Here is a 22,063-nt window from a genome sequence, read left to right on the forward strand (position 1 = left end):
CGCCGCGAAGAGTCCCTGGAGGCTGCTAAAAGCTTCACGGCGGTCCGGCGTTCCGACAAGCACCGCACACAGACTATCTATATTCGAATCGACTGGCCAGATCGATAAAGGCCTGGGTCGCCGGAGAGACCTGGCGCCGGTCGAGCACGGCGATACCGATCTGGCGTATGACCCGTGGCGACAACGGTCGGCTGACGTAGCCGGGGGTCGGGTGTTCCGGCAGGGATTGTTCGGCCACCACGCTCACGCCTTCGCCGCGGGCGACGGTCGCCAGGGTGCTGAGCAGTTGCGCGGTACGGTAGCGGATATCCGGGACCAGGCGCTGGGCGGCGAACAGTTGCGACACCAGTTCCCCGGAGCCGGCGCCGGTGAGGATGAACGGGTCCTGGCACAACGCCTTGAGCTCGATGGCCGACTGCTCGCACAACGGGTGGCCGACAGGGAGCAGGGCGACCATCTGGTCTTCCACCAGGGCAAAGGTGTCGAAGCGCTCCTGCGGCAGTACCACGAAACCCACGTCGATCCGCCGCTCCTCCAGCCATTGCAGTACCTGTCGATCGGGACCCTCGTCGACCTGCACCTGGATACCCGGATGTGCCAGCCGGTAACGGGCCAGCAGCGCCGGTAGCAGCTTGGTCGAGGAGGTCGGCCCGAAAGAGCCGATGCGCAGGGTGCCGCGTTTCATGCCTCGGGCATCGGCGGCTTCCTGGCGCAAGGTGTCCGCCAGGCCGAGCATGGCCCGCGCCCGTTGCAGCAATTGCGCGCCGATATCCGTCAGCTCCACCTGGCCCTGGTGCCGGCGCAGCAACTCGACGCCCAGCTCCTGCTCCAGTCCCTTGAGGGCATGGGACACCGCCGACTGGCTGATCCCCAGGCGCAAGGCCGCACTGGTAAAACCGCGCAGTTCGGCCACCAGGGAAAATACTTCCAGTTGGGTCAGGGTCATGAGTTTTTACTCATTTTACGATGAGTCGACATAAATAAAATAATGTGGCCAGTTTGACAACGTCCTTCTCGATCCGCAGGAAAAACCATGCACACACAGGTATCCACCTTCGCCGCCGGCAGCGACCCGCGGGTCTACTTCAAGCTCGCCGGGGTCTCGATGATCTGGGGCGGGACCTTTGTCGCCGGGCGCTTCCTGTCCAGCGATATCGCGCCGTTGCTGTTGGCCAGCCTGCGCTTTCTGCTGGCCAGCGTGATCCTGCTGATGTTTATCGGAGTGACGCGCATTTCGCTGGTACTGCCGGACAAGAAGCAATTCGCGCAATTGCTGCTATTGGCCTTCTTCGGCATCTTCCTCTATAACCTCTGCTTCTTTTACGGCCTGCACTACATCAATGCCTCGCGAGCTTCGCTGATCGTCGTGTTGAACCCGGCAGTGTTCGGGTTGGCATCGTGGCTGTTCTTCAAGGAACGGCTGAGCGTTGTGAAAGTCCTAGGCATCCTGGTTTGCATGGGCGGCGCGGGGCTAGTGATTATCAGCGGCAACCGGAGTCTGTTCGAAAGCTCGACCCAAACCTGGGTCGGCGACCTGCTGATCTTCGGGTGTGTGCTGTCCTGGGCGGTCTATTCACTGTTCTCGCGTAACCTGACCCGGGTGCTGGGGCCGTTGACCACCGTGACCTATTCGATCTGGCTCGGGACGGCGATGCTCTGGCTGGCGACCTGGATGCGTGGGGAGGTGAGCCTGGCCGTCATCGAAGCCTTGAATCCTCAGCAACTGCTGAGCCTGGTCTATCTGGGCGGCCTGGGTTCGGCGCTGGCCTATATCTGGTATTACGATGGTATCCAGCACATCGGCGCGACGCGCGCCGGCGTGTTTATCGGCCTCAATCCGTTGACCGCGGTGATCTGCGGCGCGCTGTTGCTGGGCGAGCATCTGACGCTGATCATGTGCCTGGGCGGCGGGCTGATCCTGGCCGGGATCTACCTGTGCAATCGAGCGGCTGTGCGGCTGCCCGGACCGAAATGAAAAAGGGATACGGACAAACCGGGTTACGCCATGTAGAATCTGGTTACGCATATAAGAATAACGTCTTCTGGCAGCAGAAGCCTCGCCCTGAGAGACTGGGTCGACATGAAGATACTTGGGTTCCAACTGATCTACGGCGATTTCCTGGCCCGCAGCGTGCGGGGCATCTCCTGTGCGCCACCCGCCGACGTCCGCATTGATAGCAACTAACTGACCGTTACTTGATAAAAATGATGAGGCGTCACCATGACCGATATCTTCGAAAACCCGATGGGCCTGATGGGCTTCGAGTTCATTGAATTCGCATCGCCGACCCCGAACACCCTGGAGCCGATCTTCGAGATCATGGGCTTCAGCAAGGTCGCGACCCACCGTTCCAAGAACGTGCACCTGTATCGCCAGGGCGCGATCAACCTGATCCTCAACAACGAACCCCACAGCGTGGCGTCGTACTTTGCCGCCGAGCATGGTCCGTCGGTGTGTGGCATGGCCTTCCGCGTAAAAAACGCCCAGCAGGCCTATGCCCGTGCCCTGGAACTGGGGGCCCAGCCGATCCATATCGCCACCGGTCCGATGGAGCTGAACCTGCCGGCGATCAAGGGCATTGGCGGCGCGCCGCTGTACCTGATCGACCGATATGGCGAAGGCAGCTCGATCTACGATATCGACTTCGTCTTCCTCGACGGCGTTGACCGCAATCCGCCGGGCGCAGGCCTGAAGATCATCGACCACCTGACCCATAACGTGTATCGCGGGCGCATGGCCTACTGGGCGAACTTCTACGAGAAGCTGTTCAACTTCCGCGAGATCCGCTACTTCGATATCAAGGGCGAATACACCGGGCTGACCTCCAAGGCCATGACCGCGCCGGACGGCATGATCCGCATCCCGCTGAACGAAGAGTCGTCCAAGGGCGCGGGGCAGATCGAAGAGTTCCTGATGCAGTTCAACGGCGAGGGCATCCAGCACGTGGCGTTCCTTACCGATGACCTGATCAAGACCTGGGACCAGTTGAAGAAGATCGGCATGCGCTTCATGACCGCGCCGCCGGAGACTTACTACGAGATGCTTGAAGGCCGCCTGCCGAACCATGGCGAGCCGGTCGACGAACTGAAATCGCGCGGAATCCTGCTGGACGGTTCCTCGCAGGACGGTGACAAACGCCTGCTGCTGCAGATTTTCTCGGAAACCCTGATGGGGCCGGTGTTCTTCGAATTCATCCAGCGTAAAGGCGACGATGGTTTCGGCGAGGGCAACTTCAAGGCGCTGTTCGAGTCGATCGAGCGTGACCAGGTGCGTCGTGGTGTACTCGCGACCGAGTAACGACCGAGCCCCACTTGTGGGGCGGTACTTAGTGTGGGAGCGGAGCTTGCCCGCGAAGCCTTTGGCGCTCTCAAGGCCCTCTTCGCGGCGGTGCGGCGATCCGACAGGCTCCGCTCCCACACACGTCCGCTCAAGTGCTCTCAGCCAAACAAGCCCGCCGCAATATTGATCGAAAACCCCAGAATCGCCGTATTGAACAGAAAACCGATCAACGATTGCGCCAACACCACCTTGCGTAATGCCTTTGTCGCTACGCCGACATCGGAAGTCTGCACTGCCACGCTGATGGTGAAAGAGAAGTACAGGAAGTCCCAATAGTCCGGATGTTTCTCGCCATCGGCAAAGCGCAGGGGTGATTCTTCAGGTTCGCCCAGATAAAACTGCCGCGCATAGTGCACGCTGAAGATCACCCCGATCAGCAGCCACGAGCCCATCACCGTCAGCCCGGTAAAGCCGTAATGCAGCAGGCGCGTGTGCATCTCCAGGTCCTTGCTGCCCGCCAGTTCGACGGTGATCGCCGCCAGGCTGGCAATCGCGGCAATCGACACGATCAACAGCACCGTCCCGGCATTTTCGTCCTCGCGCTCGACGAAGCGTTGCACGTCTTCGGGGCGCGAGCGCACGGTCAGCCAGAGCATCATGGCCAGGTAGGACCAGACACCGATATTCCAGCCGACGAGGATCTTGGTCAGTGTCGGACTGGCCGGAGCCAGCACTCCGACGGCCAGGCCGAGGAGGGCGGCGATGGTCAGGCGTGGATGGGTTCTTGCGAGATGGGGCATTGGCGCTCTCTGTTTTCAAGTATCCGTGCACCTTAACATGGACCTCGCGCTACATGATTTCCCCTCACCCGATCTGGAACCAAGCCGACGCCTCGAGCGCCATGGCGCCAAGAACGAGCCTACGGGTGAGTGTCGCGTTGATCGGCTGATGGAAAAACTCGTTGATATAGGTACTCAAGAGCGTCGAGCAGATGCTCGCCAAGATGCCGCGAACTCAGCACCAGCGATACCAACCACGCGCTTATCAACGAGACCAGCAACGACCCGACAATATCGAATGGAAAATGCACGCCTAAATAAACACGTGCCCAGCCGGTCAATGTGCCCAGCAGCAGCATTAACACGCCAAGCTTGCGTAGCGATGCCCGCATCAGAGCAACGCTCAACGTGAACATCACAGTGGCGTGATCGCTGGGAAAAGAGGAATCAGGAGCGTGCTCGAGGAGATTTTGTCCCAGTCCCAGCATGAAGGGGCGCGGGTGGAACCACAGGCTACTGATCAGCAGGTTGCATCCCAGCGCGAACACGATGCTCAGCGTGGCGGTGACTGCAGCAGCTCGGTACTGGCGCGCGCCTCGCAGCCACAATCCGATCAGCAATAGCGGTACACCGGTGATGAGCCACTGCGCGAGAAAAGTCGCTAATAGCCGCATTTGCGCCGAGGAGTGCACGCTGGCGTTGATAGCCAGAAACAGAGTGCGATTGAGTTCTTCCATGAGGAGACCTCGTTAGGTGACTGGGAAGCGCCACGTTGTGAGCACGGCGCGAGTGATCCGCACCATAGTGGTTGCTTCCTTAAGCCCACCTTAAGGCTGACGCCGGCAGTCTTATTATCCTTGCCGGCCCGAGAGTTCGTTGCTCTGGGGGGATGTCAAGGTGCAGGTCGCCGGGTTGAGCTCAGAATGCTGATAGGCCGGGTAGAGGATCAGAGTCATCTATGACCTGGGCACCATATGCACGCAGTTGAGACTTCGGCACACTGCGCGGTACTCCACCGAGGCGCTGACTGATGTGAGGAGAGGGATCAGGCGATGCGAATATTACTGGCAGAAGATGAGCCGATGATCGGCAGTGGCTTGCAAAAAGGCTTGCGCCAGGAGGGGTACACCGTGGATTGGGTCACGGACGGCAAGGCTGCCATACACGCTTTGGAAACCACCCCTTATGCGTTGCTACTACTCGACCTGGGACTTCCGCGCCAGGATGGCATGGATGTGCTGAAGGATCTGCGTCAGCACGACGAGAGCTTGCCGGTGATCATAATCACCGCCCGCGACTCGCTACCAGATCGGGTCGCTGGCCTTGATCTCGGCGCTGACGATTATCTGGTTAAACCGTTTGCCATCGAGGAATTGATTGCACGTATTCGCGCCGTCAGTCGTCGGCAATCAGGACGTGTGCAGACCGAGCTTCGAGGCGGCCCGTTGCGCCTTGATCCGGTACGACACCTGCTATGGCTGCGCAACGAGCCTGTCAGCCTGTCGGCCAAAGAGTATGCGTTGCTGCACGAGCTGATGAAGGTGCCAGATGCCGTGATCTCCCGCGAGCAGCTAGAGGATCGCCTGTACGGCTGGGGTGATGAAGTGGGCAGCAATGCCGTGGAAGTTCATATCCATAATCTGCGGAAAAAGCTTGGGGCGAAGGTCATCCGTACTGTTCGAGGTGTCGGTTATCACATTGGAGCGGACGCGTGAGTTCGCTCCGACGGCGTCTGCTGTTTTGGCTGCTGCCAGCCACCTTTCTGGCTGGGCTGCTGGCAAGTATCGGCACCTATTGGGGGGCCGTCCTTGAACTGGACGATCTGCTCAACGATCAAATGCGTTATCTCGCCGAACACATCAATGTGGATCCTGGTGAGCGTGTGGTACTGACCGATACAGGCAGGAAACCCAGTTCACTCAGTGATGATAATGCTGATGAAGTGCTGCTTCAGGTTTGGAGCGCGGGAGTCTTGAACTTTACGACCGACACAGCGCTCACGCTGCCTCCACCGCAGCAAACGGGCCTGAGTGATGTTCTGGTCGCAGATCAAACCTGGCACACGTTTGTCAGCCAGCGCGGCGACAAGTTTATCCGGGTGGCTCAAGCGCAAAATAAACGCTGGGAAGAACTCGCCGGTTTAGCCGTGCACTTGCTGTGGCCAGTAGTATCGCTGATACCCTTACTGGCCCTGTTCTTGTGGTTTGGTATCAGCTACGGGCTAAAGCCACTGCGAACAGTGGCGACAGAGCTGTCGGAGCGCAACGTGAACAGCCTGCAGCCTATCGCGTCGAGCGAGCTACCCGGCGAGGTCAAACCTCTGGTCGACGCGCTCAACGATTTGCTGGAACGGCTGGCAAATGCCTTCACCATGCAAAAACACTTCATCGCTGATGCGGCGCACGAGTTACGCACCCCAGTGGCGGCACTCAGCATACAAGTGGAGTTGGCGCAGCGGGCCACTCAGGATGAAGACCGCCAGGTATCGCTGTCTGAAGTGCAGGCGGGCGTCACACGTCTTACTCATTTGACGCAACAGTTGTTGACCTTGGCTCGTTTGGAGCCCGATGCGCAATCGCCAGTCCTGCAGAGAGTCGAATTATCCGCGCTATGCAAGTCGGTGATCAGTGATCAGGTCTGTAGGGCCGAAGCCTCAGACATTGATCTCGGGCTGGCCGAGCATGCGGCATCGAGTATTTTGGGGGATCCCGAAACGCTGCATATCTTGCTCAACAACCTGGTGGACAACGCGATTCGTTACGCAGGTGCCCATGCAAAGATTGACTTGGCAGTGCGCGAGGCCGACCAAAGTGTCGTGCTTGAGGTATGCGACAACGGCCCAGGAATAAAGGCGGCGGAGCGTGAGCGAGTGCTTGAGCGATTCTATCGAGGCCATAATCAAACCGGCTCTGGCAGCGGACTGGGGCTCTCAATTGTTAAAACGATTGCAGAGCAGCACGGCGCCCAGATCGTACTGGATGCAGCCACAAACGGCGTGGGGCTGCGGGTGCTGGTAATTTTTCCCTCTGAATCGAAAAACCATGCGGCGTCGGGCCTGGCTGGCGACTCGCCGTGAAGCCGAGGGCTGGGAGGCGGTGCAGTCGATCTGGTGCTGGACTGTTCAGGAAGCGGAGGGAGTGGCTTGAGTAGCGACGATGTCCGCTCCCGCGTTTGAGCTTCGAGATGCCAGGTCAAAATATTGGCTTTTTTTGGTGGCTGGTTAAAAAATATAAAATAAACGACATATTGTTGACGATATCGGTTTGATATCTCACTATGGCGTCCCTGGGTGATTGACTTCACTCATGTTTTTTTGACGCCAGCGTTCTGAAGGTTCTCCATGAAAAAGGCGACACAGTCTTTTAAAGAGAGCAGCACCATGGGTGCCAGTTTCAGGCGATGAAAATTGCACTGCCTTTTCTCTTGAGATGATTTATGTCTGCCGAACGGATACTGGTAACAGGGGGCGCTGGGTTCATCGGCTCTCATCTTGTGGATGCGTTGTTGGCCAAAGGCCATGCCGTTCGGGTCCTGGATGATCTTTCCAGCGGCAAGGTAAGCAACTTGCCGCTGAGCAATCCCGCCCTGAAGCTGGTGATCGGCGATGTCTCCGATGCCGCCACCCTGGCTGAAGCCATGCGCGGTTGCAGCGCAGTGGTGCACCTGGCCGCAGTGGCCTCGGTCCAGGCCTCGGTCGAAGACCCGGTACGCACCCATCAGAGCAATTTCATCGGCACCCTGCGGGTTTGCGAGGCGATGCTCGCCGCCGGTATCCGGCGAGTAGTGTTTGCCTCCAGCGCGGCGGTGTATGGCAATAACGGGGAGGGCACCGCGATTGATGAAGACACGCCAAAATCCCCCCTGACACCCTATGCGGCGGACAAACTCGCCAGCGAGTACTACCTGGATTTCTATCGCCGCCAGCATGGACTGGAACCGGTGATCCTGCGTTTCTTCAATATCTTCGGACCTCGCCAGGACCCGTCATCGCCGTACTCCGGGGTCATCAGCATTTTCAGCGAGCGGGCGAAAACCGCGCGGCCGATCACGGTGTTCGGTGACGGTGGGCAAACCCGAGATTTCGTCTACGTCGAAGACCTGGTGAAGATCCTTGTCCAGGGTCTCGAACGTGCACAGCCTACCGGCGATGCCACTAATGTCGGGCTCGGTGGCGTGACGACGCTCAATGACCTGATTGCCGCGCTGGAGCAGATCAGCGGCAAGCCCCTGAGCCTGAGCCATGCCCCGGCTCGCGCCGGAGACATCCGGCACTCCAAGGCGGACAACCGCCGTTTGTGCGAGCGCTTTGAGCTAGGGGCGTCGACCGCCATGGCCGAAGGTTTGGCACGCCTCTATCGCAGTCTTTAGTTACATCGCCTTGCAGACGCCTGATTGTGTGGCGTCGGTAGTCTGATGTTGCGCGGATTGATCCACTAAAGAGTGAGTTATGAAAATCGAGTTTCCGAGGGCGCACACCTGCAAAATGGTGCGACGTCTGTTCGCCGCGTTGGCATTGTGTGTAACGAATTCAGCGGTACAGGCCGCGCCGGCGGCTCCCGCCAGCGTCGGGTTCTGGTACGCCGAGCGGCCGCCGCTGGCGGAACTGGCGCAGTTTGAATGGGCCGTGGTCGAACCCGGCCATATGACCAGTGCCGATGTCGCCACCTTGCGTAAACTCGGCAGCCAGCCCTTCGCCTACCTGTCGGTGGGTGAGTTCGACGGCGACCGTGCCGCCCTGGACAAGGAAGCGTTGACACAGGGCGCCAGCAGCATCCGTAACAAGGCCTGGGACAGCCAGGTCATGGACATCGCCACGCCGGCCTGGCGGGAACATCTGTTCAAGCGCGCCAAGGCGTTGCAGGACCAGGGCTATGCCGGCCTGTTCCTCGACACCCTCGACAGCTTTCAATTGCTCCCCGAAGCCAGCCGCGAACCGCAGCGCAAGGCGCTGGCAGCGTTCCTGCGCGAGCTGCACCGTCGCCAGCCAGAGCTCAAGCTGTTCTTCAATCGTGGCTTCGAGGTCCTGGCTGAGCTCGATGACGTTGCTTCGGCGGTAGCCGTCGAATCGATCCATGCCGGCTGGGATGCCTTGGCCAAGCGTTATCGCCCGGTGTCCGAGTCCGACCGCAACTGGCTTGAAGGTGAACTCAAACCGCTGCGGGCGCGGAATATCCCGCTGGTGGCCATCGACTACCTGCCGGCCACGCGGCGTGAAGAAGCCCGCAAACTGGTCCGTCAGTTGAGTCAGGAAGGCTTTATCCCGGTGGTCACGACTCCGGACCTCAACGCCATCAGCATGAGCACCGTGGAGGTGCAGCCACGGCGTATCGCCATGCTCTATGACCCGCGTGAAGGTGAACTCTATGATCACGCCGGCCACCGGATGCTCGGTGGCCTGCTGGAATACCTGGGTTATCGGGTGGATTACCTGCCGGTCGACGACAGCTTGCCGTCCTACGGCTTCGCCGGTTTGTATGCCGGGGTGGTGGTGTGGATGACCAGTGGCCCGCCACAAGACAGCCGTGCCTTTTATAACTGGGTTGGCAAGCGCCTGGACGAACAGGTCCCCCTGGCGATCATGGCCGGCCTGCCGATCGAAGATCGCGCGCTGCTCAAACGCCTGGGTCTGAACCTCGCCGCGCCGGGGGCTCGCGATACCTTGCAGGTGCTCAGCCAGGACAAGGCGCTGCTCGGTGCCTTTGAAGCGCCAGTGGTCCCACGCAGCCGCGAGTTGACCCGGGTGACGTTGCTGCCCGGCGGACCGCAACCGGCCTTGTTGCTGGGTGATGGCAAGGGCGGTAAGTTCGCCCCGGTGGTCACCGGCGACTGGGGCGGCATGGCCCTGGCACCCTATGTCGTGGAAGCCAACGTCGAACGGACCCGCTGGATTCTCGATCCGTTCGCGTTTATCCAGAAAGCCCTGCGCCTGCCTGCCCAGCCACGCCCGGACAGCACCACCGAAAACGGCCGGCGGATCGCCACGGTGCATATCGATGGCGACGGTTTCCCGTCCCACGCCGAGGTGCGCGGCACGCCGTATTCAGGGCGCCAGGTGCTGGCCGACTACATTCGTCCCAACCCGTTCCTGACCTCGGTGTCGATCATTGAAGGCGAGGTCGGGCCCAAGGGGATGTCGCCTTTCCTGGCCCGGGAGCTGGAGCCGATCGCCCAGGAGATCTTCGCCGATCCCAAGGTCGAAGTGGCTACCCACACCTACAGCCATCCGTTCTATATGCAGCCGGACAAGGCCAAGCAGGACGAAGATTTCCATGCCGAATACGGCCTGCGGCTGAATATCCCGGGCTACAAGACCCTCGACTACCAGCGCGAGATCGTCGGCTCGCGGGACTACATCAATAGCCGCCTGACCACGGCAAAAAAGCCGGTGAAGATGATCTTCTGGCCAGGTGATGCGTTACCAAGCGCGGAAACCATCAAGCTGGCCTATGACGCCGGGCTGAAGAACGTCAACGGTGGCCAGACCATCCTGACCAAGGCCAATCCGTCGCTGACCGGCCTGTACCCCTTGTTGCGTCCTACCGCCGGCGGCTTGCAGTACTACGCGCCGGTGATCAACGAGAACATGTACACCAACCTGTGGAAGGGCCCGTACTACGGCTTTCGTGATGTGATCGATACCTTTGAGTTGACCGACAGCCCACGGCGCCTGCGCGGCATTCATTTGTATTACCACTTCTATTCGGGGACCAAGCAGGCATCGATCAAGGCCATGACCGACATCTACCAGTTCATGCGTGGCCAGCAGCCGATGTCGTTATGGATGAGTGATTACCTGGATCGGCTTCACGGTCTGTACCAGGCCAGCCTGGCTCGCACCGGCGAGGGTGACTGGCAGGTGCGCGGGATGGATGGCTTGCGCACCCTGCGCCTGGATCCGGCACTTGGTTGGCCGGACCTCGGCCGCTCCCAGGGCGTGGCCGGTGTCCGTGATCTGCCCCAGGGCCGCTATGTGGCGCTGAGTAGCGACCGCGCGCTGCTGGCCCTGCGACCGGAGCGTGATCCGCGCCCGGCGCTGGAGCTGGCGAATATTCCCTTGCTTGACTGGCGGTATGTGAATGACCGGCAGGTGAGCTTCGCCTTCGCCGGTGAATTCGACCTGGAGTTTTCGGTACGCTCGTCCGGCGCCTGTCGGGTCGAGGTTCAGGGGCAACATTATGCGGGCCGCTCCGAACAAGGCCTGTGGCATTTCCACCTTCCGCTGAAGCAGGTGAGTGATGCCCAACTCCTCTGCAACTAAGGCCAAAAGCACGCGGCTGCTCAACCCCTGGGCGCTGCTGCTGGTGGCGGTCGCCGTCGGCGTGCTGCTGTGGGCGACCTTTCACAATGAAGAGGCATTTCGTCCCAAGGGTGGCGCGCCGGACGAGGTCTCGGCCAGCTACGCCGAGGTGCTGCTGGCGGCGCACCCGCAGAACAGCGAACTGCGCACCCAGTTGCTCGACCTGCTGATCCAGCTGGGTGAATACCCGCGCGCCGAAAAGCATCTGGCTGATTGGCCGCAGGCCGATTCGACCCTGAAAACCTATTATCGGCTGCAACTCGATGCCCTGGCATTGAACACCAGCAGCGATAGCGCAGCATTGCGGGCGCTGGCCGAACGTTTCAAGGCCTTCGACTACAAGTCATTGCCAACGCCCCAACTCGAACACCTGGCGCCGTTGGCTTTGAGCGCCCAGGCGCCGGCTCTGGCTGCGGATAGCTATGCCGAACTGGCGCACCGCGATCCGCAACAGCATGACCAATGGCTGGCCGAAGCTGCGAAGTGGTACCTGGCCAGTGAACAGCCCGGACGGGCGGCGGATCTCTATATAGAGTTGCTCGCGAATAGCCAGAAACCTGAAGAGCGGCGCCAGTTCCTCCAGGCCGCCTTCGAGGGCCTGGTAGCCGCTGATCGAGGCGATCAGGCGGCTGAGTTGCTGGCCAGGGAGTTGCTCGCGCAGCCGGATGCCCAATTCGATCCGGCGCTGCTTGACCAGGGCGTCGATGTGGCGGTGGCGCATAACCGTACTGACCTGGCAGAGCAGTTTTTCAGCGAATGGCGCAAATTGCAGCCCGACAGCCCGCAAGTGTTGGCCAAGGAGTTCAAGCAGCGCCTGGCCTTCGGCGACCTGCCGGGGGCGCACGCGGCGGGCTTGCAACTGCTCGAGCAGCGCCCGGACGATTCGGCGTTGCTCGAACAGATGGCTCATATCGCCGAGTGGCAGGACGACTCGGCAGCCGCGCTGGGCTACTGGATCGCCCTGAGCAAACTGCGCGACAACCCTACTGAATTCGAGCACACCTGGCGCCTGGCGATGCAGACCTACGACTTCGACCGGGGCATCCCGGTGCTGGCGGGGATCATGGATGCCCGGGCGCTGACTGACGTCGAGCTGGATGCCCTGGTCTACGCCGAAGAGTCCCGTGGCACCCCCGAGCACGCCGAAACATGGTTGCGCGGTTATGTCGCCAAATATCCGAAACATCGCCTGGCCTGGGTCCGGCTGTTGCAGAACCTGGAAAACACCGAGCAATACTCGGCGCGCCTGGACGTCTGGCAGAGCTTCGCCAAACGCTTCCCGCTGAGCAGTACCGAACGGGTCGACTGGGCCAACAACCACCTCAAGCGGTTTGATAGCCAGTCCGCCTGGAAGGTGATCACGGCGGTCGATGCCAGCAGGATCAATGACCTCGATTACTGGCAGTCCCGCGCGGCGCTGGCCTGGGACCTGGAACTGGACGACGAGCTGCGGGTTGCCCTGGAGAAGATGCTCGCCATCAAGGGCTCGCTCAATAGCGGCGACGAGAGTGAGCTGATTGCCCTCTATCGAACCCGCGATCCACGCAAGGCCTTGCAGTTGACCGTCGACAGCTGGAAGCAGGGCCACGCCGCGCAGCGCCTGGTGGCCGCCTTGCAACTGGCCCAGGAGCTTCAGGACTGGCCGTTGGTGATCGATCTGCTCAAGGATGCCGAGCAGTATCCGGACGCATCCGAACGCTCCCAGGTGCTGGCGGCCCGTGGCGCGCTGGCCGTGCAACAAGGGCAGAACGAGGAGGCCTTGCGTTTGTATCGCCTGGGGTTGAGCCGTTTCCCGGATGACAATACCTTCCGTGAGCGCCTGCTGTGGCTGTACGTCGACCTGGGCCGTAGCGGCGAAATCAAGCCGTTGTTGCAGCAATGGCGCGCCCTGGCCCGCAGCGACAGCAGCCTGTGGCTGCCGTTTGCCGCCGCCAGCCAGTTGGTCGGGCGCAACACCGAGGCCCTGGCCTGGTATCGCCTCTATCTGCAAGCCAACGCCGGAGACTGGATGGTCCAGGCGGCCTATGCCGACGCGCTGGAAGGCGCCGGTTACGCCGAGTCGGCCCAGCGCTTGCGGCTCAAGCTCAACCGCGAGGTGACGCCGGAGCAGATTCGCGCCACCCCGCAGGGCTACAGCACCTGGTTACGCCTGCTGGCCAGCAGCTATTCGTCGCGCAAGGCACAGAACCAGGCAATGCAATGGCGCGATGGCTCCAAACCGATGCTGCAACTGTGGTTCGACCAGTTGCTGGCACGCCTGGATAACCTCAATCAGTCGGCGCAGAAAGACGACTGGCTGGCCTGGGCCCGTAGCCGTGGTCTGAAGATCAATGGCTACGAGCAGATCCAGGAAGCCCTGCGCGGCAGCAACCGTGCCGCATTGGAACACCTGGTGAGCAGCGGCGAGCTGGATCCGGCGCAGCAGGTCGAGGCGCTCAATAGCCTGGGACGCAGCGCTGAAGCCCTGGGCGTGGACCTGTCGGCACTGGGCGATGATCAGCCGCCGGCGATCCGTGAGCAATTGCGCCGCCAGGCCATTGAAATGACCGAGCGTACCCCACAGGGTGTGCTGCTCGCCTGGGAGCATCAGGACTACGGTGGACTGGTACTCAACGGTCCACGGCTGACCACCGCGCGTTATCTGAACGACAACTGGTACGCCAAGCTGGTGCTGGAGCAGGGTCAATACAGTGGCGAGACCCTGGAGCCGTCGCGCCTGGGCAGCGAGACCAATACCGAACTGACCTTGCAGCGGCAACTGGAGAATGGCAACTACAAGCTGATCTTCGACAGCAGCCTGCGCAAAGACGATGACCGCAATGGCCTTGGCGTCAGCCGGAGCTGGCAGGTGGACAGTGGCAACGAACTGGATGCCGGCGCCGACTGGCACCGCAAGAACGAGGACAGCGGGCTGATGCGCGCGTTCGGTCGCCAGGATGATTTCTGGGCGGGTGGGCGGCATCGCTACTCGGCCCGTGACCAGTTGTCCTGGAACCTGGCCCAGCGCTGGTTCGCGACCCGCGGCGGCGATGACCTGGGCAACGGCCAGGCACTGAAGATCGAGTTTGACCACACCTTGCAGTTCGAAGGGCCGAACTGGGAACTGCGCAGCGGCATCGACTACCAGCAGAACAGCTTGAACAACCGCTCGCTGGCCAATCTGGCCAATACCCTGGGCGGCGGCATCGACCTGGCCGGGCTCGAACTTGACGATCCGAGCCAGATCACCAGCCAGACCCTGCTGCAGAAACAGTATGGCCAGTGGTTCTTCGGCAGTTCCTGGCGGCGCGGTTTCCCCGGCGCACTGAACCGCACGCGCGGGCAGTACACCTGGCTGGTGGATCTCAGTACGGGCTGGCAGTGGACCGACAACACCATCAACTACGCCATCAGTACCGGTGTCGGCACCGAGGTGTTGGGCAATGACGAGTTGGCAGTGACCTTCGGCTACCAATCGGCGCCGCAAGGCGGCACAGGCAAGTCCGGCGGTACCGCGGGCGTCAGTTACAGCGTGCGTTTCGGACGCTGATCATGGAATTCAAAGAGGAGTTAACCTTATGCAATCGATTCGTTGCGTGAGTCTGGCGATGGTCGCCGTGTTGATGGCCGGTTGCAGCAGCTTTACCGGCCAGAGCAGTCCGGAACTGTCGAGCAAGGCCCGTTGGGGGGTGTTGCCGCTGCTCAACTATTCCCAGACACCGCAGGCCGGCGAGCGCAGCGAGCAGATCCTGCTCAGCGTGCTGAGCAGCCGTGGCTTGCAACCGCAGGTTTATGCCGGGGCGCCAGGGCAGGGCGAACAGGCCTTGCTCGACGATAACGAGCGCCTCGCCGGGGCGATGGACTGGGCCCGTGAGCAGAAGCTCGACTATGTGGTGTCCGGCAGCGTCGAAGAGTGGCAGTACAAGAACGGCCTGGATGGCGAACCGGCGGTGGGCATCAGTTTGCGGGTGGTCGAAGCCGGTACCGGCAAGGTCCTCTGGAGTAATAGCGGTGCCCGCGCCGGCTGGTCCCGCGAAAGCTTGGCAGGCGCGGCCCAGAAGGTCCTCGACAAGCTTGTCGGCGGCCTGCGGATCGAGTGACTGCGATGAACTCTCCACACATGGACTACGCGCTGGCACCGCGCGCCAGCGGTCCGGCGTCATGGCTGGAAACTTTCCTGGTCACCGCACTGGTCATCGGCGTCGGGCTCTGGCTGACGCCTGAAGATCCTTTGCAGGTGCGCGGCGAGTTTCCCTGGTCGCTGCTGGCGCCGCTGTTGCTGGGGGTCCGTTACGGCTTTGTCCGTGGCCTGATCAGTGCGAGCCTGCTGGTGGCGACGTTCTTCGTCCTGCGCCAGTCGGGACTGCAAGCCTATGCACAGATCGCGCCGTCCTACATTGTCGGTGTCTTGGTTTGCGGCATGCTGGTCGGCGAGGTTCGGGATCTGTGGGAACGGCGCCTGCTGCGCTTGCAGATGGCCAATGAATATCGCCAGTACCGGCTCGATGATTTCACCCGGGCGCATCAGATACTGCGGGTGTCCCACGATCGCCTGGAGCAGCGTTTGGCTGGCAGCGACCAGAGCCTGCGCAGTTCGTTGCTGGGGCTGCGCGAGCGCCTGCGCGCCGCGCCCAATGGCGATGATGCGCTGTCGTTGCTGGCCGAACCGGTGCTGGCCTTGCTCGGTCAGTACGGTTCGTTGCGGGTGGCCGGGCTGTACCGTCTGGAACAGCCGCGCAACGCGGCAGCCGGCTTGACCCTGTTGGCCGCCACCGGGGTCATGGGGCCTCTGGACAACCAGGACCTGCTGGTCAAGTTGTGCCTGGAGCGTGAAGAACTGGTAAGTGTGCGCGAAGAACTGATCGATGCCGGCGGCCAAGCCGCGGTGTCATCGTTGCAGGCGTGTATTCCGCTGGTGGATACCGAGGGCCGGATACTGGCGATCCTCGCGGTCCGCCAGATGCCGTTCTTTGCCTTCCAGGAACGGACCCTCAGTCTGCTGGCCTTGCTGGCCGGGCATATTGCCGATCTGCTGCACCACGATCCGCAGGTGCTGCAACTGGAGGACGCCGACGCCCAGCACTTCACCCGCCAGCTCAAGCGTTCGTTGGTGGATGTCGAGCGGCACGGTTTGTCCGGTTACCTCTATGCCTTCGAGCTGACCCGCAGCAATGATGAGCTGGCCCGGTTGTTCGAACGCAGCCAGCGTGGACTTGACCTGCACCTGACCCTGGCCAACAACCGCGGGCATGAGTTGTTGTTGGTGCTGCTGCCGCTGACCAGCGCCGAGGGCGCCCAAGGTTATCTGATGCGCCTGGGCAAGCTGATCCACGAACACTTCGGCATGAGCGTGGAGCTGTCCGGCCTTGGGGTCAATGTCTTGCCTTACGATCTGGAGTCGGCCCGGCAACGGGACGGGCTGCGTAACTTCCTGCATAACGAGTGTGGCCTGAATGTTCAGCAAGTGGCTGTTTAGCGGGGCGCTGTTTTTCGAAGCCGGGAGCTGGGCCAGTCTGATGACACGCCTGCCCGACCCGCAGATCGCGCTCCTGTACACCATGACCCATGGCATTGCCTGCGGCCTGTTGACCGCGGCGGTGTGGCTGTTGCTGCCGGCGCGTTATCGCGCGCCGCTGCCATGGAGCCCGTTGTTTATCTTCAGCCTGGCGTTTTTTGTGCCGCTGATCGGGGCCGTGGGCGTTATCGCGGCGATCTTTCCGGCGTTGTACCTGCCACGCCAGCGCGAGACGCAGATGTGGCAGGCGGTGGGTATTCCCGACCTGCCGTTTCGGGCGCAGACCCAACTGCATTCGCCGACCTTCGGCGACAGTGGCCTGCAGGATGTGTTGCGCCATGCATCGGATCCCGACCAGCGCCTGGCGGCTCTGCTCGCCACTCGACGGATGCCGGGCAAGGAGGCGGTGCCGATTCTCAAGCTGGCCCTGGGCGATCCGAGCGACGATGTCCGTCTGCTGGCGTATTCGATGCTCGACAAGCAGGAAAGCGACATCAATCTGCGTATCCAGTCCTCCCTCGCGCAGCTGCCCGGCGCGCCCGCACAGAAGGCCGCGGCGTTGCACGCCACGCTGGCCCGCTGGTACTGGGAGCTGGCCTACCTGGGCCTGGCCCAGGGCAGTGTCCAGCAGCACGTCCTCGGCCAAGCCGGCGAGCATGCCGAGTTGGCGCTGAAAGCGGGTGAGGGCGGTGAGTTGCTGCTGCTGGCCGGGCGTATTGCCCTTGAACGCGGTGATATCGGCAAGGCGCGGCTGCATATGCACCAGGCCGAACAGGCGGGCATGGACCCGGCCAAGGTCCTGCCGTTCAGTGCTGAGATCGCCTTTGAAACGGGACGCTATAGCGAGATTCCCGGGCTCTTGAAAAGCCTGCCGCCGGAGCTGCAACAACGTCCGCCCTTTGCCGGGCTGGTAAGGACCTGGACATGAAAAAGCCCGCCAACCCAACGCCAATCGCCGATGTCTGCCTGTTGCTCGAGGGTACCTGGCCCTATGTGCGCGGTGGTGTGTCCGGCTGGATTCACCAACTGATCCTCGGGCTACCGCAACTGACCTTTTCGGTGCTGTTCATCGGCGGCCAGCGTGAAGCCTATGGTCAGCGGCGCTATGAGATCCCGGCGAACGTGGTGCATATCGAAGAGGTGTACCTGGAGGAAGCCTGGCGCAATCCGAAGCGCAAGCGGGTCGCGCACAGCGCGTCCCTCGAAGAGCTGAGCAATCTCTACCGCTATCTGCACAACCCCGAGAAGCCGCCCGCCGAGCTGGGCTTTGGCGTGCTCGAGGCCCTGGCCCAGGGGCGGATTACCCTGGACGACGTGCTCTATAGCCGCCCCAGTTGGGAGGCGCTGACCGAAGGTTACGAGCAGCATTGCGCCGATCCGTCCTTCGTCAACTATTTCTGGACCCTGCGCACCATGCAGTCGCCACTGCTGATGCTGGCCGATGCCGCTCGACGGATGCCGCGAGCGCGGGTCCTGCACTCGATTTCCACCGGTTACGCGGGACTTGTGGGCTGCATCCTCAAGCAATTGTGGGGTTGCCAGTTGCTGTTGAGCGAACACGGGATCTACACCAAGGAACGCAAGATCGACCTGGCCCAGGCCAGTTGGATCGCCGAAAGCAACAACCAGGCGCTCAACGACAGTATGGCTACCGGCACCGGTTATATCCGCATGCTCTGGGTGCGCTTCTTCGAACGCATCGGCCACCTGGTGTACGAGAGCGCCGACCAGATCATTGCCTTGTACGATGGCAACCGCCAGCGGCAGATCAAGGACGGCGCGCCGCCGGCGCGTACCCAAGTGATCCCCAATGGTATCAACCTGGAACTCTGGACCTTGGCCCTCAACGCTCGTGCCGCAGGGATCGCGCCGGTGGTCGGGCTGATTGGTCGGGTCGTGCCGATCAAGGATGTGAAGACCTTCCTGCGCGCGATGCGTGGGGTGGTCAGCGTGATGCCGCAGGTCGAGGGCTGGATCGTCGGGCCGGAAGAGGAAGACCCTGAATACGTCGCCGAGTGTCGCAGCCTGGTGGCCAGTCTGGGCCTGGAAAAACAGGTGCTGTTCCTCGGCTTCCAGAAAATCCAGGAGATCCTACCGCAACTGGGCCTGATGGTCCTGACCTCGATCAGTGAGGCACAACCGCTGGTGATTCTCGAAGCCTGGGCCGCCGGCACGCCGGTGGTGAGCAGCGACGTCGGCTCCTGCCGCGAACTGATCGAGGGCGGCACAGCGGCCGATCGTGATATCGGGCTGGCCGGGGAGGTGGTGGCGATCGCCGATCCGCAGGCCACGTCCCAGGCGATCACCGACCTGCTGCGCAGCCCCGAGCGCTGGAAGTCTGCCCAGGCCGCCGGTTTGCTGCGGGTTCACCGTTACTACAGCGAGGCCTTGATGATCGACCGTTATCGCACGCTTTATCACGCTGCCATGGGGGTTGTGTAAATGGCCGGCATCGGTTTTGAACTGCGCAAGATTCTCTCACGCGACTCTTATACCGCGACATTGCACGCGTATGTCTACGCGGGCCTGATCAGCTCCGGCCCCTGGGTCCTGTCGATTCTCAGCGTAATGCTGGTGGGGGTCATCAGCCTCGGGCTGGTGATCCCGGAGGTGTTGATCCGTCAGTTCCTGATCACGGTGACCTACCTGATGGCGACGTCGCTGATCCTCACCGGCGGTTTGCAGCTGTTTTTCACCCGTTTCGTCTCCGACCGCCTGTTCGAACGAAAGTACGAGCAGATCCTGCCGAACCTGGTCGGCGTGCTGTTGCTGGTGACCCTGGGCTCGGGGCTGCTGGGTATCATCCTGTTGGCCACGCTGTTCGACCAGCCGCTGATCTACCGGCTGCTGACGTTGGCCAACTTCGTGGTGCTCTGCAACCTTTGGCTGGTGATCATCTTCCTCTCCGGGATGAAGGCCTATAACCGCATCCTGCTGGTGATGCTGGTGGGTTATGCGCTGATGGTCGGCAGTGCGTTCTTCCTGCGCCACATGGGGATGGAAGGCCTACTGCTGGCGTTGTTGCTCGGCCACAGCACACTGCTGTTCCTGTTTCTCTATGACATCCTGCGTGAGTACCGGGCCGAGAAACTGGTGGCCTTTGACTTTCTCGATCGACGCCAGGTATTTGTCAGCCTGCTGCTCACCGGGCTCTGCTACAACCTGGGGATCTGGATCGACAAGTTGATCTTCTGGTTCAACCCGGACACTTCCAGCCAGGTGATCGGACCGATGCGCGCCTCGATTCTCTATGACTTGCCGATCTTCCTCGCGTACCTGGCGATCATTCCCGGGATGGCGGTGTTCCTGGTACGGATCGAAACCGACTTCGCCGAATGGTACGACCGCCTGTTCCGCGCTGTGCGCGATGGCGAGACCTTGCGCCATATCGCTTCGTTGAAAGCCGAAATGACCTTTTCGATTCGCCAGGGCCTGTTGGAAATCTGCAAGGTCCAGGGGCTGACGGTGGTCCTGTTGTTCCTGTTCGGTCCGCGTCTGCTGGAGTGGCTGGGCATGTCCAGCTACTATTTGCCGCTGTTCTACATCGACCTGATCGGGGTGAGCATCCAGGTAGTGTTCATGGCAATTCTCAACGTGTTTTTCTACCTCGACAAACGGGCGATCGTGCTGGAACTGTGCCTGTTGTTCGTGGTGCTCAATGCGGCGTTGACCGTGCTTAGCCTTTACCTGGGGCCGAGTTTCTTCGGTTACGGGTTCACCTTTTCGCTGCTGGTGTGTGTGTTGCTGGGGTTGGCACGCTTGTCGACCGCGCTGGATGACCTGGAGTACGAGACCTTTATGCTGTCGCGCTGAGGGGCGAGGCGGTCTTGTGGGCACGAAGGCCTGACTGCCGGAGCAGGCTTTGCCAGCCTGGCGCGAGTCACTCTACACTGGCCGGCCTTGTTATTTTTATGGATAAAAAAACGATGCCAGCCGACACCCCCTCTATCGTCATCGAGCGTTTCCGCGAAGCCCACGTCGACGGTATGACCGCGCTCTACAACGAACCCGCCGTCTGCCGCCAGGTGCTGCAAATGCCCTTTCAATCCGCCGAGGTCTGGCGCCAGCGACTGATCCAGCGCCAGGACAATGAACGCCTGGTCTCGCTGGTAGCGCTGCATCAGGGCGTGGTGATCGGCAGTTGCTCCCTGGAGCAGTACGCCCGCGTGCGTCGCAGTCACGCCGGCACCCTCGGCATCGGCGTGGCCACGGCCTGGCAGGGCAAGGGCATCGGTTCGAAACTGCTGGCTGCGGTGCTTGAGGTGGCGGACAACTGGATGAACCTGCAGCGCGTCGAGTTGACGGTGTATGCCGACAACGTCGTCGCCCAGGGGCTGTACCGCAAGTTCGGTTTCGAGGACGAAGGCGTGATGCGTGACTACGCGATTCGTGACGGCGGCCTGGTGGATACCTTGAACATGGCGCGGCTTCGCCGCCCGGCTTGAACACCGGCCTTGCGCCGGACCTCTGTGGGAGCGGAGCTTGTCGGGACGCCGCACCGCCGCGAAGCTTTCAGCGATCTGCCACTCCCCGCAGAGGACCATGCTGGCGGCGTTCGGCGGCCCTGGCAGAGTTAATCGCACGCCCCGCGGTGCGATCTGCCATGATCAAGCCTTCAATTCAGGTCCACCCACGGAGCGCTCCAATGAATGGTGTACAGCAACTGGGGGAAATGCTTCGGCACTACGCCGATACTGAAGCACACAAGAAGCAACTGTTTGAAAAGCAGTCGGCACACTGGACGGCGCGTATCGTCGAGTTGTTCGACCGCATGGAACAGTGGCTGGCCCCGGTAAAGAGCCCGAACCTGCTGGAAACCCAGCGCGAGGCCTATGTGGCCTTCGGTCCCAACCTGGCGGCGGAGGCCTCGACCTTCAAGACCGAGAAGCTGACGATCCAGATCGCCGGAAGAGTGATGGAGTTTGTCCCGGAAGTCATGGGCGCTGGCGGCACGATTTCCATTGCGGTCATGGGGCACACGGCGGCCCGGCATGGCAGCGTTTCATTGGTGGGCGTGCCGGGGACTGGTGACTGGCAGTGGCGCAAGACCAATGGCCTCAAGGACGCGGACATCTACCCGTTCGATGCCGACTTCCTGGCCTTGCAGTTGCAAAGTCTGATTCCTCGCGAATATCACTGAAGCGTCCGCTATGATTGCGAGCGGATTCCTACAAGAAAAAAAGCCCGAGAGGGTTTGCCGGGCCGCAAATCCT

General features: G+C 61.5%; 17 protein-coding genes. 14 read left to right on the plus strand and 3 right to left on the minus strand.

The genetic code is table 11. From position 1 onward, the window contains the following. Window positions 1-73: 73 nt before the first annotated feature. Window positions 74-946 carry a LysR family transcriptional regulator gene (locus tag M5B99_RS05795; protein ID WP_248803085.1) on the minus strand — a complete coding sequence of 291 codons (873 nt, stop codon included), beginning with the start codon at window positions 944-946 and terminating at the stop codon, window positions 74-76. Between the two features lie 87 nt (window positions 947-1,033). Between M5B99_RS05795 and M5B99_RS05800 the strand changes: the two genes are divergently transcribed. Together M5B99_RS05800 and hppD are read left to right on the plus strand one after the other, a co-directional pair. Continuing rightward, window positions 1,034-1,975, plus strand: a complete 942-nt coding sequence (locus M5B99_RS05800) for a DMT family transporter (protein WP_248803086.1) — start codon at window positions 1,034-1,036, stop codon at window positions 1,973-1,975. 246 nt (window positions 1,976-2,221) lie between these two features. Beyond that, window positions 2,222-3,298 (plus strand): 4-hydroxyphenylpyruvate dioxygenase, encoded by a 1,077-nt coding sequence (gene hppD, locus M5B99_RS05805; RefSeq protein ID WP_248803087.1) that lies wholly within the window; start codon window positions 2,222-2,224, stop codon window positions 3,296-3,298. A 140-nt stretch (window positions 3,299-3,438) separates the two neighbouring features. Here hppD and M5B99_RS05810 read toward each other — a convergent pair whose 3' ends face one another. Then, window positions 3,439-4,080, minus strand: coding sequence for a DUF1345 domain-containing protein (locus M5B99_RS05810; protein ID WP_248803088.1), 642 nt, complete (start codon window positions 4,078-4,080; stop codon window positions 3,439-3,441). 119 nt (window positions 4,081-4,199) lie between these two features. Then, window positions 4,200-4,796, minus strand: coding sequence for an undecaprenyl-diphosphatase (locus tag M5B99_RS05815; RefSeq protein ID WP_248803089.1), 597 nt, complete (start codon window positions 4,794-4,796; stop codon window positions 4,200-4,202). 315 nt (window positions 4,797-5,111) lie between these two features. On the opposite strand from M5B99_RS05815, the gene M5B99_RS05820 reads away from it, so the two are divergent. From M5B99_RS05820 to M5B99_RS05875, 12 genes are all read left to right on the plus strand, one after another. Continuing rightward, window positions 5,112-5,774 (plus strand): response regulator, encoded by a 663-nt coding sequence (locus M5B99_RS05820; RefSeq protein ID WP_248803090.1) that lies wholly within the window; start codon window positions 5,112-5,114, stop codon window positions 5,772-5,774. Beyond that, complete coding sequence (locus M5B99_RS30040) at window positions 5,771-7,135, plus strand: ATP-binding protein (protein ID WP_248803091.1); 1,365 nt, start codon at window positions 5,771-5,773, stop codon at window positions 7,133-7,135. The genes M5B99_RS05820 and M5B99_RS30040 overlap by 4 nt, the downstream gene beginning before the upstream one ends. 359 nt (window positions 7,136-7,494) lie before the next feature. Beyond that, a complete protein-coding gene (locus tag M5B99_RS05830) occupies window positions 7,495-8,427 on the plus strand; it encodes an NAD-dependent epimerase/dehydratase family protein (RefSeq protein WP_248803092.1) in 933 nt (310 codons plus the stop codon). A 79-nt stretch (window positions 8,428-8,506) separates the two neighbouring features. Beyond that, window positions 8,507-11,317, plus strand: coding sequence for a bifunctional glycoside hydrolase 114/ polysaccharide deacetylase family protein (locus M5B99_RS05835; protein ID WP_248803093.1), 2,811 nt, complete (start codon window positions 8,507-8,509; stop codon window positions 11,315-11,317). Continuing rightward, window positions 11,295-14,885, plus strand: a complete 3,591-nt coding sequence (locus M5B99_RS05840; protein ID WP_248803094.1) for a tetratricopeptide repeat protein — start codon at window positions 11,295-11,297, stop codon at window positions 14,883-14,885. The genes M5B99_RS05835 and M5B99_RS05840 overlap by 23 nt, the downstream gene beginning before the upstream one ends. Before the next feature lie 28 nt (window positions 14,886-14,913). Beyond that, window positions 14,914-15,435 (plus strand): penicillin-binding protein activator LpoB, encoded by a 522-nt coding sequence (locus M5B99_RS05845; protein ID WP_248803095.1) that lies wholly within the window; start codon window positions 14,914-14,916, stop codon window positions 15,433-15,435. A 5-nt stretch (window positions 15,436-15,440) separates the two neighbouring features. Next, window positions 15,441-16,811: a PelD GGDEF domain-containing protein gene (locus M5B99_RS05850; RefSeq protein ID WP_248803096.1), complete on the plus strand. Its 1,371-nt coding sequence runs from the start codon at window positions 15,441-15,443 to the stop codon at window positions 16,809-16,811. Next, window positions 16,789-17,778, plus strand: a complete 990-nt coding sequence (locus M5B99_RS05855) for a HEAT repeat domain-containing protein (RefSeq protein WP_248803097.1) — start codon at window positions 16,789-16,791, stop codon at window positions 17,776-17,778. Before M5B99_RS05850 ends, M5B99_RS05855 begins: the two co-directional genes overlap by 23 nt. After that, window positions 17,775-19,292 (plus strand): GT4 family glycosyltransferase PelF, encoded by a 1,518-nt coding sequence (gene pelF / locus M5B99_RS05860; RefSeq protein ID WP_248803098.1) that lies wholly within the window; start codon window positions 17,775-17,777, stop codon window positions 19,290-19,292. Before M5B99_RS05855 ends, pelF begins: the two co-directional genes overlap by 4 nt. Then, the gene (pelG, locus tag M5B99_RS05865) at window positions 19,293-20,663 is read left to right on the plus strand and encodes an exopolysaccharide Pel transporter PelG (RefSeq protein ID WP_248803099.1); all 1,371 of its coding nucleotides are present in this window, start codon (window positions 19,293-19,295) and stop codon (window positions 20,661-20,663) included. A gap of 113 nt (window positions 20,664-20,776) precedes the next feature. Further along, window positions 20,777-21,295: a GNAT family N-acetyltransferase gene (locus tag M5B99_RS05870; protein ID WP_248803100.1), complete on the plus strand. Its 519-nt coding sequence runs from the start codon at window positions 20,777-20,779 to the stop codon at window positions 21,293-21,295. Window positions 21,296-21,495: 200 nt separating this feature from the next. Next, entirely contained in the window at window positions 21,496-21,990 is a 495-nt protein-coding gene (locus tag M5B99_RS05875; RefSeq protein ID WP_248803101.1) for a hypothetical protein, read from the plus strand. Window positions 21,991-22,063 lie beyond the last annotated feature (73 nt).

Origin of the sequence: Pseudomonas sp. MWU13-2100 (assembly GCF_023242365.1) — a bacterium.
Lineage (GTDB): Bacteria > Pseudomonadota > Gammaproteobacteria > Pseudomonadales > Pseudomonadaceae > Aquipseudomonas.